Genomic DNA, 13,065 nt, shown 5'->3' with positions numbered 1-13,065 from the left:
TCCCTGTGCCCACGATGCTCTTTGGCCGCCACACCTGGAACCGCCTGACAGACTGACCGCATGAGCCAGCCGAGTGCCCTCAGTCCCCACTCCCGCAACGACGCCCTCCGGGCCCTGGTCGCCACCGCCGACAACGGTGGTGAGCTCGACGTGCTCGTGGTCGGCGGGGGAGTCGTCGGCGCCGGCACGGCACTCGACGCGGTCACCCGAGGCCTCTCGACCGGACTGATCGAGCAGCGCGACTTCGCCTCGGGCACGTCGAGTCGCAGCAGCAAGCTGATCCACGGCGGCCTGCGCTACCTGGAGATGTTCGACTTCGGGCTGGTCCGCGAGGCGCTGGAGGAGCGTGGCCTCCTGCTCACCCGGTTGGCCCCGCACCTGGTCCGGCCGGTGCCGTTCCTCTACCCGCTGCACAAGACCATCGAGAGGCCGTACGTCGGCGCCGGGCTGGTGCTCTACGACGCGATGGCGATGGCCGGCAAGTACGACATGGGCGTGCCGAAGCACAAGCACCTCTTCCGCCGTCAGGTCGCCCGCATCGCGCCCGACCTCAAGACCGAGGAGCTGACCGGTGCGATCCGCTACTACGACTGCCAGGTCGACGACGCCCGACTGGTGATGACGATCGCCCGCACGGCGGCCACGCACGGCGCCCACGTGGCCACCCGCACCAAGGTGATCGGCTTCGTGCGCGAGGGCGAGCGGGTGATCGGCGTCCGCGCGATCGACCTCGAGACCGACCGCGAGTTCGAGGTGCGCGCCAGGGTCGTGGTCAACGCCGCGGGCGTGTGGACCGACGAGATCCAGGAGATGGTCGGCGGCCGCGGATCCCTCAATGTCCAGGCCAGCAAGGGGATTCACCTCGTCGTACCCCGCGACCGAATTCGCTCCGAGGCCGGCTTCATCACCAAGACCGAGAAGTCGGTGCTGTTCGTCATTCCGTGGGGACGGCACTGGATCATCGGCACCACCGACACCCCGTGGGACCTTGACAAGGCGCACCCCGCGGCGTCGAAGGCCGACATCGACTACCTGCTCACCCACGTCAACAGGATCCTCCGCGAGCCGCTCGACCACGACGACGTCGAGGGCGTGTATGCCGGACTGCGGCCACTGTTGAAGGGCGAGTCCGAGCCGACGTCGAGGATCTCCCGCGAGCACACCGTCGTGACACCGGTGCCAGGGCTGGTCATGATCGCCGGCGGAAAGCTCACGACGTACCGCGTGATGGCCCGCGACGCGATCGAGGCCGCCTCGCACTCACTGAAGACGACGGTGAACCTGACCGTGCGCGACTCGATCACCGACCGGGTGCCGCTGGTCGGTGCCGACGGGTTCGAGACGCGCTCCAACCAGCGGGTGCTGCTGGCTCGGCGCAGTGGGCTCCACGTGGCTCGTATCGACCACCTGCTCGGCCGGTACGGCGACCTCGTCGACGAGGTGCTCGCCCTGCTCGCCGAGCGCCCCGAGCTGCGGGTACCGCTCGAGGGCGCCGAGGACTACCTGGCCGGCGAGGTCGTCTACGCCGTGACCCACGAGGGAGCCCAGCACCTCGACGACGTGCTCACCCGCCGGACCCGCATCTCCATCGAGATGTTCGATCGGGGTGTGGCCGCCGCGCCGAAGGTGGCGTCGTTGATGGCCGGCAAGCTCGGCTGGGACGACCGACGCCGGGCCGACGAGGTCGACCACTACCTGCGCCGGGTCGAGGCCGAGCGGCAGAGCCAGGCCAAGCTCACCGACCAGGAGGCCGACGAGGCGCGGGTGCAGGTCCGCGACATCGTCTGACCCCGGCTTCGACGGCTTGGACGGGTGGGGCAGACTCCACGTCACGAACGAATAAATCCTTTCACGTGACCTCTGGCACGGAAAATCTTTCGTTGCTAGCCTGAATGAACAAGAATTCTCCGAAAGGAGACTTGGTTCGTCGTCGCGCCCAGGGTGGACGACGGGCCCTGCCCGGACACCCCTTGGAGGAACGACAATGGCGTCGCGTTTCCGCGTCACTTATGCCACTCTCTCTGCCGACAACGACGACCTGCACGCCGCCTACGAGCAGGGACTGGAGACCGCGAGGTCCTGGTTCGGCAGCACCCTGCCGACGTACGTCGACGGGGAGGCGCGCACCAGCGGCGAGCTCTTCGACGTGCCCAGTCCGGTGGACACCTCGGTCGTGCTCTGCCACGTCCATGCGGCGACGACTGCCGACGTCGACGACGCGGTGGCCGCGGCCAGGGCGTACGGCGCCGAATGGGCCAGGACCCCGTGGCGGGAGCGCGTGGCCATCCTGCGCCGCGCCGGCGACCTGATCAGCGAGCGCTCCAACGAGCTGGCCGCCCTGATGAGCATGGAGGTCGGCAAGAACCGCCTCGAGGCGCTCGGCGACGTCGAGGAGTCCGCGGTGTTCTTCCGCTACTACTCCGACATGATGGAGAAGCACGACGGCTTCGACGTCGCGATGGACTCCATCGTCGATGCCGAGTCCAACCGCAGCGTGATGCGCCCGTACGGCGTGTGGGGCGTGATCAGCCCGTTCAACTTCCCGATGGCGCTGGCCGCCGGACCGACCGCCGGTGCCCTGATCGCCGGCAACACCGTCGTGCTCAAGCCCAGCCCCCAGGGCACGTTCTCGGCGATCAAGCTCTACGAGTGCCTGCGCGACGCCGGCCTGCCCGCCGGTGCCTTCCACGTCGTCCCGGGCGGTGACGAGATCGGCAAGGCCGTGGTCGCCCACCCTGACGTCGCGGGCCTCTCGTTCACCGGCTCCTACGAGGTCGGCATGTCGATCTACAAGCAGTTCGCCACCGCCTTCCCGAAGCCGGTGGTCTGCGAGATGGGTGGCAAGAACCCGACCATCGTGTCCCGCAAGGCCGACATCGAGCTGGCGGCGGCCGGCATCGCCCGCTCTGCGTTCGGCTTCTCCGGCCAGAAGTGCTCTGCCTGCTCACGGGTGTACGTCGAGCGGGACGCCTACGAGCCGCTGATGGCTGCCCTGGCCGAGAAGGCCACCGGCCTGGCACTCGGCAACCCGACCGACCGGGACGTGTTCCTCGGCCCGGTCATCGACGAGGCGGCGGTGGCTCGCTTCACCGAGGCCGTCGACCACGCCCGCTCGAACGGGCGTGTGGTGGCCGGCGGCGACGTGGTCGGCAAGAGCCCGGCCGGAGCGCTGGGCCACTACCTGGCGCCCACCGTCGTGACCGACCTGCCCACCGACGACAAGCTGTTCCGCGACGAGCTGTTCGTGCCGTTCGTGGCGGTGGCCCCGATCGACTCCATCGACGAGGGCCTGGCCCTGGCCAACGACACGGACCTCGGCCTGACCGCCGGGTTCTTCTCGGCCGACGACGCGGAGGTCCAGCAGTTCCTCGACACGATCGAGGCGGGTGTGGTCTACGTGAACCGCGCCGCGGGCGCCACGACCGGTGCGTGGCCCGGGGTCCAGCCGTTCGGCGGCTGGAAGGGCTCCGGCACCGCCGGCAAGGCCGGTGGCGGCCTCTACTACGTGCAGCAATTCCTTCGTGAACAGTCCAGGACGGTGGTGTCGTGATGACGCAGGTGGAGATGAACCCGACGTGGCTGGCCGACCGGCCGGTGCCCGACATCCGCACGGCGCTGCCCGGGCCCGAGGGGCAGAAGGTGCTCGACCGCGACGGCAGCGTGACCAGCCCGTCGCTGCCGCGGGCCTACCCGTTGGTGCCCGCCCGCGGACACGGCGCGGTCATCGAGGACCCCGACGGCAACCTCTTCCTCGACTTCAACGCCGGCATCGCGGTGAACTCCACGGGCCACTGCCACCCCAAGGTGGTGGAGGCGGTGCAGGCCCAGGCCGCCCAGCTGCTGCACTACTCGGCCAGCGACTTCTACTTGCCGATCTACTCCCAGATGTGCGAGGCGCTGGCCCGCACGCTGCCGATCTCGGGACCCAAGCGGGTCTTCCTGACCAACTCCGGTGCCGAGGCCGTCGAGGGCTCGATCAAGCTCGCGCGCTATGCCACCGGTCGCCCCTACGTGATCAGCTTCTACGGCGCGTTCCACGGCCGCACCTACGGTGCGGTCAGCCTGACCGCCTCGAAGGCGAAGTACCACACGGGCTTCGGGCCGCTGCTGCCCGGCGTGCTGCACGCGCCGTACGCCTTCAGCGAGCGTGACCCCGAGACCGGTGCCCGCGTGCACGACGAGGACGCCACCTTCGACTACCTCGAGAACACGCTGTTCCGCTACGAGGTGTCGCCGACCGAGGTGGCCGCGATCTTCCTCGAGCCGGTGCAGGGCGAGGGCGGCTACATCGTGCCGCCCGCGGCGTGGGTGCAGCGGCTTCGTGAGCTCTGCGACCGCCACGGCATCCTGCTGGTCGCCGACGAGGTGCAGTCCGGCATGGGCCGCACCGGCAAGATGTGGGCGATCGAGCTGGCCGACGTCGAGCCCGACATCATCATCAGCGCCAAGGGCATCGCCTCCGGCCTGCCTCTGGGCGCGTTCGCGGCGAAGGCGGAGCTGATGGAGAAGTGGGGCGCCGGTGCGCACGGGTCGACGTACGGCGGCAGCCCGGTCGCCTGCGCGGCAGGCCTGGCCACCCTCGAGACGATCCAGTCCGAGGGACTGGTCGAGAACGCCACGAAGATCGGCGAGGAGCTGGTCCCCGGGCTCAAGGACCTGCAGTCCCGGTTCCCGAAGATCATCACCGACGTCCGCGGTGTCGGGCTCATGCTCGGCGTCGAGTTCCGCACGCCCGAGCAGGCCGCCGACGTGCAGCAGCGTGCCTTCGAGCAGGGCCTGCTGGTCCTGGAGTGCGGCGAGAGCACGATCCGGATGTCGCCCCCGCTGGTGGTCACGCCCGAGCAGGCGCAGACCGCGCTGCGGATCTTGGGCGACTCGGTGGCCGCGGTCGCGGAGTGAGCAAGCACGTCTTCTCGCGCGGCGGTGACCGGCTCCCGGTCGCCGCCCGCGGGAGCGGCGCGGAGATCTTCGACACCGACGGCCGCCGCTACCTCGACGGCTCCGGGGGTGCGATCGTGGTCGGCATCGGCCACGGAGTCACCGAGGTCGCCGACGCGATCGCCGAGCAGGCCCGGGCCATCGCCTACGCACACGGCACCGCCTTCACCTCCGACTCCCTCGAGGCGTACGCCGAGGAGCTGGCACCGCTGCTCCCGATGGACGACCCGCGGATCTACCCCGTCTCCGGCGGGAGCGAGGCGGTCGAGACCGCACTGAAGATGGCTCGGGCCTTCCACCTGGCGCGCGGCGAGGACCGGCACGTCGTCATCGGACGGGCCGGTGCCTACCACGGCAACACCCGCGGAGCCCTCGACGTCTCCGGCCGACCCGGCCTGCGGGCGCCGTACCTCCCGTGGCTGGGGGCGGCCGAGCACACCACGACGCCCTACGAGTTCCGCTGCCCGTTCCCCGACAGCCACCCCGACGGTTGCGGGACCCGGCACGCCCAGGCACTCGACACGCTGATCGAGCAGACCGGCCCCGAACGAGTGGCCGCGTTCATCGCCGAACCGGTCTCGGGCGCGGCACTCGGCGCCTGCGTGCCGCCGCCGGACTACTGGCCGGCCATCGCGGAGGTGTGCCGTCGGCACGGCGTGCTGTTGATCGCGGACGAGGTGATGACCGGGTTCGGCCGCACCGGCGCCTGGAACGGCTGCGACCACTTCGGGCTGCGCCCCGACCTGATGGTGCTGGCCAAGGGTGCTGCGTCGGGATACTGGCCGCTCGGCCTCGCGGTGGCCTCCGGCCGGGTGTACGACGCCCTCGCCGACGGTGGGTTCACGCACGGGTTCACCTACTCCCACCACGCGGTGGGGGCCGCGGCCGGACTCGCCGTCCTCCGCCGGCTGCGCGACCACGACCTGGTCCGCGCCTCGGCCGAACGTGGTGACCAGCTCGACGTCGCCCTGCGCACCGAGCTCGGGGACCACCCGGCCGTCGGTGACATCCGCGGACTCGGGCTGCTGCGTGGCATCGAGCTCGTGGCCGACCGCCGTACGTCGCAGCCGTTCGCCAGGTCCGAACGCGTCGTCGAACGCGTCGTCGCGGCCGGCAAGGAGCGAGGGGTGCTGCTCTATCCCTCGACCGGCTGTGCCGACGGCATCGACGGCGACCTGATCCTGCTCGGACCTCCGCTGGTGATCACGCCCGGGCAGACCGAGGAGCTGGCCGCCCTGGCCTCGTCCGCGATCCGCGACGTCCTCGGCTGACCGATCGACCTGTCGTGAGTTCTGATCGACCTGTCGCCAGTTCTGGAGCGCGCCCGGAACTGGCGACAGGTCGGCATGAACTGGCGACAGGTCGCCGAAATGGGGTGCACGATGTCCGACATTCGGGATTTACAAAAAGAATCAGAGTGTCAAGGGCATCCAATTGCTACTGAAGGGTAGTGAACGGATTGCCGGTCACCTAGGCTCGGTTCCATGAGCCAGCAGACCCCGCAGCCAGAGCCCCTCGTGGGTGGGCCTCACGACCCCGAGCACGACCCGAGTGCCGCCTACGCACTCGAACCCGACTACACGGCCGCGCTGACCCGGCGCATCGTGTCCACCTCGGGTGACTCGGTGCTGTCGGTCAGCCCGGTCAACGGCCAGCCCCTGGGCCACGTCCCGCAGTCGAGCGAGGACGACATCGTCGAGGCCTTCGCCCGTGCCCGCCGCGCGCAGGCCGCCTGGGCACGTACGTCGCTCGACCACCGCGCGGAGATCCTGTTGCGCCTGCACGACCTCGTGCTCGACCGCGAGGCGGAGATCATCGACCTGGCCGTCTGGGAGTCGGGCAAGGCCCGCAAGGACGCCTACCTCGAGGTCTACCACGTGGCCCTCACCGCGCGTTACTACGCGCGCACGATCCACCAGCACCTCGACACCCAGCGGCGCGCGGGCGTCGTACCAGGTGCCACGCGCATCGACCTGAACCGCGTGCCCAAGGGGGTCGTCGGCATCATCGCGCCGTGGAACTACCCGTTCACGATGGCGCTGTGCGACGGGTTGCCGGCGCTCGCAGCGGGCAACGCGGTGGTCACCAAGCCCGACAGCCAGACCATGCTGACCGCACTGCTCGGCGCCCAGCTTCTCGAGGAGGCCGGCTTCCCGAAGGACCTGTGGACCGTCGTCGCCGGTCCGGGTTCCCGGGTCGGCACCTCGCTGATCGCGAAGTCCGACTACGTCTGCTTCACCGGCTCGACGGCCACCGGCAAGCGGGTCGCCGCAGGGTGCGCGGAGCGCCTGATCGGCTGCTCGCTCGAGCTCGGCGGCAAGAACCCGATCCTGATCCTGCGCGACGCCTCGATCGAGAAGGCCGCCGAGGGCGCCGTCCGCGCGACCTTCTCCAACGCCGGGCAGCTCTGCGTCTCCACCGAGCGCCTGCTGGTCGCCGACCAGGTCTACGACCGGTTCGTCGAGCGCTTCGTGGCGCGCACGAAGGCGATGGTGCTCGGCCCGGGCCACGAGTGGGCCACCGACATGGGCTCGCTGATCTCGCAGGCCCAGCTCGACACGGTCACCGCCCACGTCGACGACGCCGTCGCCAAGGGCGCCACGGTGCTCGCCGGTGGCAAGGCACGGCCCGACCTCGGCCCCTACTTCTACGAGCCGACGATCCTCGAGGGCGTCACGCCCGACATGACCTGTTTCGGCAACGAGACCTTCGGCCCGGTCATCTCGGTCTACCGCTTCCACGACGAGACCGAGGCGATCGCGAAGGCCAACGAGGGCGACTACGGCCTCAACGCCGCGATCTACAGCCAGGACGGCAAGCGGGCCCGCGCGATCGCCCGCGAGATCAAGTGCGGCACGGTCAACGTCAACGAGGCGTACGGCGCCACCTTCGCCAGCGTCGACGCGCCGATGGGCGGCATGCGCCAGTCGGGCATGGGCCGTCGTCAGGGTGCCGAGGGCATCCACCGCTACACCGAGCCCCAGTCGGTCGGGACCCAGCGGGTCTGGGGATTCCGCCCGGTCAAGGGCATGTCCAACGAACTGTTCGCCAAGACGCTCACGGCCAGTGCGCGTCTCATGAAGAAGACGGGCCGCGCATGACGCACTACGACGTACTCATCATCGGATCCGGCTTCGGTGGCTCGGTCTCGGCGCTCCGGCTGACCGAGAAGGGCTACAAGGTCGGTGTGCTCGAGGCCGGTGCCCGCTTCGAGGACGACGACCTGCCGAGCACCTCCTTCGACCTGAAGAAGTACCTCTACATGCCGGCCGCCGGCATGTACGGCATCCAGCGCATCGACATGGTCAAGGACTGCCTGATCCTGGCCGGCGCGGGTGTCGGCGGTGGGTCCCTGGTCTACGCGAACACCCTCTACGAACCCCTCGACGCGTTCTACCGCGACAAGTCGTGGTCGCACATCACCGACTGGAAGGCCGAGCTGGCGCCGTACTACGACCAGGCCAAGCGCATGCTCGGCGTCGTCGAGAACCCGCTGATGACCGCCTCCGACCGGGTGATGAAGCAGGTCGCCGACGAGATGGGCGTGGGCGACACGTTCCACCCGACCCCCGTCGGCGTCTTCTTCGGTGGCCCGGGCCAGCCGAGCCACAAGGCCGTGGCCGACCCGTTCTTCGGTGGTGCCGGCCCCGACCGCAACCCGTGCAAGAACTGCGGTGAGTGCATGACCGGCTGCCGCCACAACGCGAAGAACACGCTGGTCAAGAACTACCTCTACCTGGCCGAGCAGAACGGTGCCGTCGTACACCCGCTTACCACGGTGACCCGGGTCCGCCCGCGTCGCCTCGGCGGCTACGAGATCCAGGCCCGCTGGACCAAGGCCAAGCTCTCCCGCAAGTCTGCGGTGAAGACCTTCACCGCCGACCAGGTGATCTTCGCCGCCGCAGCCCTCGGCACGCAGAAGCTGCTGCACCAGCTCAAGGGCGAGGGCGACCTGCCCTACATCTCCGACCGCCTCGGTGTGCTGACCCGCACCAACTCCGAGGCGATCCTGGGTGCCCTGGCACCCGACCGCTCGACCGACTTCACCCACGGCGTGGCGATCACGTCGTCGTGGCACCCCGACGAGCACACCCACATCGAGCCGGTCCGCTACGGCAAGGGCAGCAACGCGATGGCGATGATGCAGACCGTGCTGGCCGACGACACCGGCACCGAGCCGCGCTGGCGCACCTGGCTCAAGGAGCTCTGGAAGCAGCGCAGGCAGGCCCTCGACCTCTACGACATGAAGCACTGGTCCGAGCGCACCGTGATCGCCCTGGTCATGCAGACCCTCGACAACTCGATCACCACCATCGGCAAGAAGACGCCGTTCGGCTGGCGGATGAGCTCCAAGCAGGGTCACGGCGAGCCGAACCCGACGTACATCCCGGTCGCCTACGACGCCGTACGCCGGATGGCCGACGTGATGGGCGGTACGCCGGGAGGCAACGTGGGGGAGCCGTTCAACGCGCCGCTGACCGCGCACTTCATCGGTGGCTGCACCATCGGCGACTCGCCGGAGAGCGGGGTCGTCGACGCCTACCAGCGCATCTACAACTACGAGGGCCTGCACATCGCCGACGGCTCCGCGATCTCGGCGAACCTGGGCGTGAACCCGTCGCTGACGATCACGGCGCAGGCGGAGCGGGCGATGTCGTTCTGGCCGAACAAGGGCGAGGCCGACACCCGCCCCGCGATGGGTGCGGCCTACTCGCGGATCGCCCCGGTGCAGCCGGCGCACCCGGTCGTCCCCGAGTACGCCCCCGGCGCGCTGCGGCTGCCGATCGTCGGCGTCAGCTGACTCCACCGCCGGATCTGACGGTTTGCACCCCCTCAGACGGGGTGCAAACCGTCAAAACGGGCGTGCCCGAGCCGACGGGCTGGAAAGTTTTGAAGAATTGCGTGGTTCGGGCGTAACCCGCCCCCACGGCCCTCGTTGAGGTGTGTGGGTCCGACAGTCATGCTCCCTCCCACGTCGGGCCCCATGTCCAAGCTCTGTCCAGCAGATGCATGGACGATCAGGGCCCGACCACCCTCCCTCCCCGGTCGGGCCCTGATGCGTTCCCGGACCATTTCAGAACGGCGCACCATTTCGGAGCGGCCGCGGATGGTCGATAGGATCCCGCCATGACCGGTCCCGCGCACAGCCCGCACGAGCACGATCTCGTCCTCGTCGTCGATTTCGGGGCGCAGTACGCCCAACTGATCGCCCGTCGTGTGCGTGAGGCCCGGGTCTACTCCGAGATCGTGCCGCACACGCTGCCGGTCGCGGAGATCCTGGCCCGCAAGCCGAAGGCGATCATCCTCTCCGGCGGGCCCTCCTCGGTGTACGCCGAGGGCGCTCCCGGCATCGATGCCGACCTCTTCGCGTCCGGCGTACCCGTCTTCGGCATGTGCTACGGCTTCCAGCTGATGGCCAAGAGCCTGGGCGGCGAGGTCTCGCACACCGGGGCCCGCGAATACGGCCGTACGCCGGTCCGCGTCACCGCTCCGGGCACCCTCCTGTCCGACATCCCCGCCGAGCACAAGGTGTGGATGTCCCACGGAGACTCCGTGACCGCCGCGCCGGCCGGGTTCGACGTGCTCGCCTCGACCGACGTCACCCCGGTGGCCGCCTTCGAGAACCTGGAGAAGCGCCTCGCCGGCGTGCAGTGGCACCCCGAGGTGCTGCACAGCGAGCACGGCCAGCAGACCCTCGAGCACTTCCTGCACGACATCGCCGGCTGTCGCCAGACCTGGACGATGGTCAACGTCGTCGAGGAGCAGGTCGAGCGGATCCGCAATCAGGTCGGTGACGCCCGCGCGATCTGCGCCCTCTCCGGAGGCGTCGACTCCGCGGTGGCCGCGGCCCTGGTCCAGCGCGCCATCGGCGACCGCCTGACCTGCGTGTACGTCGACCACGGCATGATGCGCAAGGGCGAGACAGCGCAGGTGCGTCGCGACTTCGAGGAGGTCTTCGACACCCTCGACGTGGTCGACGCCGAAGACCAGTTCCTCGGTGCGCTGGCCGGTGTGCGCGACCCCGAGGAGAAGCGCAAGATCATCGGGCGCGAGTTCATCCGCACCTTCGAGGACGCAGAGGTGCGGGTCTTCGGCTCGCTGTCCGACGACGAGCGCGGCGACACGGCGTACCTCGTGCAGGGCACGCTCTACCCCGACGTCGTCGAGTCCGGCGGCGGTGCCGGCACCTCCACGATCAAGTCGCACCACAACGTCGGCGGGCTGCCGGAGGACCTCCAGTTCGAGCTGGTCGAACCGCTGCGCACGCTGTTCAAGGACGAGGTCCGGTCAGTGGGGGAGCAGCTCGGTCTGCCTTCCACGATGGTGTGGCGCCAGCCGTTCCCCGGACCAGGCCTGGGCATCCGCATCATCGGCGAGGTCACCCGCGAGCGCCTCGACATCCTGCGTGAGGCCGACGCGATCGCCCGCGAGGAGCTCACCCGTGCCGGCCTCGACCGTCAGGTCTGGCAGATGCCGGTGGTGCTGCTGGCCGACGTACGCTCCGTGGGCGTGCAGGGCGACGGCCGCACCTACGGCCACCCGATCGTGCTGCGCCCCGTGACCTCCGAGGATGCGATGACCGCCGACTGGGCGCGCATCCCCTACGAGGTGCTCGAGACGATCTCGACCCGCATCACCAACGAGGTGGCCGAGATCAACCGGGTCACCCTCGACGTGACCTCGAAGCCCCCGGGCACCATCGAGTGGGAGTGACCAACCGGGGGTTCTTGCGCTTCGAACCGTGGATTCTTGGTGACCGGACGTCAATGATCCACGGTTCGAGCATCAAGAATCCACGGTTCGCGTCAGACGTGGAGCTCGGTTCGGTCGGAGGCCAGGAGTACGGCGCCGACCAGTGAGGCCCGCTCGCCGAGCACGCCGGCCTCGACCGGAGTGCTCGCGGCGGTGTCGAGCGCGTGCCGGCGCAGGCCGACCCGCACCGAGTCGAGCAGCAGGTCGCCGGCGCGGGCCATGTCGCCGCCGATCAGCACGATGTCGGGATTGAGCAGGTTCACCACGGACGCGACGCCCCAGCCCACGTGCAGACCGGCGTCCTCGAAGGTGCGCAGCGCGGAGACGTTGCCCTCGCGGGCCGCGGCAATGATGTCGTCGATCGACGCGTCGGGGAACTGGCCGACCAGGAGATCCTGCACGGCGCCGACGGACGCGTAGGCCTCGAGGCAGCCACGGCTGCCGCACCGGCAGACCGGGCCCTGGGCGTCGAGGGTGAGGTGGCCGATCTCGCCCGCGCTGCCGGAGGACCCACGGAACAGTCGGTCCTCGAGGATCACGCCGGCGCCGACGCCTGACGAGATCTTGATCAGCACCGAGGTGGCGTGGTCGCGCGCCGCGCCCTGGCGGTGCTCGGCCAACGCCGCGAGGTTGGCGTCGTTCTCGATGTGCACCGGGCTGTCGAAGGCGGCTGTCGCCACCTCTCGGGCGTTCACGCCGACCCAGCCGGGCAGGATCGCCGACGAGCGGACGAGCCCGGCGACGATCGGTGCAGGCAGGCCCATCCCGATGTTGCGGACAGGCTCGTCGATGCCGGCCTCCTCACACAGCTCGGTCATCAGGCTCCGGGCCAGGGTGAGGCCCTCGTCATGGGTGTGGGCCGGGTCGAGGGGCTGGCGGCGCTCGGCGATGACGTTGCCGGCCAGGTCGCCCAGCCCCACCGAGAGGTGACTGTGCCCGAAGTCGACCCCGGCCACCACGCCGGCGGCCCGGGCGATGCGGATCGTCGTGCCCCGCCGGCCGCTGCCGGGTTCGGTGGACACGAGCCCGGCGCCGGCGAGGTCGCGGACGATGTTGGACACGGTCGCGGGGGCGAGCCCGGTGATCCGGGCCAGCTCGGCCTGGGTCAGGGGTGCGCCGTCCGCCGGGACGCCGCCGATGCGGCCACGGAGTACGTCGACCACGCGCAGCTGGTTCGCCGTACGCAGCGACGACGTCGAGCCGGGATGGTGCGCGGCAGGTGTCTCGGGCGGCATGGGTGAACCTTCTGACATCGCAACGCTTGTCGTCAAGAGAAGCGTCCAAATTGCTCAATGTTGCAACTTGGAACGATTTTGCGTTCAACTCTTGACGGCAAACGGTGTGAGCCACAACACTCGACCTCACCAGCGCCGG

At 69.7% G+C, this 13,065-nt stretch carries 8 protein-coding genes; 7 read left to right on the top strand and 1 reads right to left on the bottom strand.

Annotated features, from left to right (window positions below):
* The first annotated feature begins 60 nt into the window (after nt 1–60).
* The 7 genes from ASH02_RS12865 to guaA all read left to right on the top strand — a co-directional run bounded on the left by ASH02_RS12865 (nt 61) and on the right by guaA (nt 11,652).
* On the top strand, nt 61–1,788 hold the full coding sequence (locus tag ASH02_RS12865) for a glycerol-3-phosphate dehydrogenase/oxidase (RefSeq protein ID WP_057294871.1): 1,728 nt from the start codon (nt 61–63) through the stop codon (nt 1,786–1,788).
* A 196-nt stretch (nt 1,789–1,984) separates the two neighbouring features.
* On the top strand, nt 1,985–3,550 hold the full coding sequence (locus ASH02_RS12860; protein ID WP_057294870.1) for an aldehyde dehydrogenase family protein: 1,566 nt from the start codon (nt 1,985–1,987) through the stop codon (nt 3,548–3,550).
* On the top strand, nt 3,550–4,899 hold the full coding sequence (locus tag ASH02_RS12855; RefSeq protein ID WP_057294869.1) for an acetyl ornithine aminotransferase family protein: 1,350 nt from the start codon (nt 3,550–3,552) through the stop codon (nt 4,897–4,899). The genes ASH02_RS12860 and ASH02_RS12855 overlap by 1 nt, the downstream gene beginning before the upstream one ends.
* Nucleotides 4,896–6,209, top strand: a complete 1,314-nt coding sequence (locus ASH02_RS12850) for an aminotransferase family protein (RefSeq protein WP_057294868.1) — start codon at nt 4,896–4,898, stop codon at nt 6,207–6,209. Before ASH02_RS12855 ends, ASH02_RS12850 begins: the two co-directional genes overlap by 4 nt.
* Nucleotides 6,210–6,422: 213 nt before the next feature.
* A complete protein-coding gene (locus ASH02_RS12845) occupies nt 6,423–8,039 on the top strand; it encodes a succinic semialdehyde dehydrogenase (protein ID WP_056681617.1) in 1,617 nt (538 codons plus the stop codon).
* On the top strand, nt 8,036–9,739 hold the full coding sequence (locus ASH02_RS12840; RefSeq protein WP_056681616.1) for a GMC family oxidoreductase N-terminal domain-containing protein: 1,704 nt from the start codon (nt 8,036–8,038) through the stop codon (nt 9,737–9,739). Before ASH02_RS12845 ends, ASH02_RS12840 begins: the two co-directional genes overlap by 4 nt.
* A gap of 326 nt (nt 9,740–10,065) precedes the next feature.
* Nucleotides 10,066–11,652, top strand: coding sequence for a glutamine-hydrolyzing GMP synthase (guaA, locus tag ASH02_RS12835; RefSeq protein WP_056681615.1), 1,587 nt, complete (start codon nt 10,066–10,068; stop codon nt 11,650–11,652).
* 92 nt (nt 11,653–11,744) lie between these two features.
* On the opposite strand, the gene ASH02_RS12830 is transcribed toward guaA, so the two are convergent.
* Nucleotides 11,745–12,926 (bottom strand): ROK family transcriptional regulator, encoded by a 1,182-nt coding sequence (locus ASH02_RS12830; protein ID WP_056681614.1) that lies wholly within the window; start codon nt 12,924–12,926, stop codon nt 11,745–11,747.
* Between the last annotated feature and the right edge of the window lie 139 nt (nt 12,927–13,065).

The organism is Nocardioides sp. Soil796 (assembly GCF_001429525.1).
GTDB lineage: Bacteria > Actinomycetota > Actinomycetes > Propionibacteriales > Nocardioidaceae > Nocardioides.
Note: the sequence above shows the minus strand (reverse complement) of the source record. Positions and strands in the feature narration are given on the sequence as shown.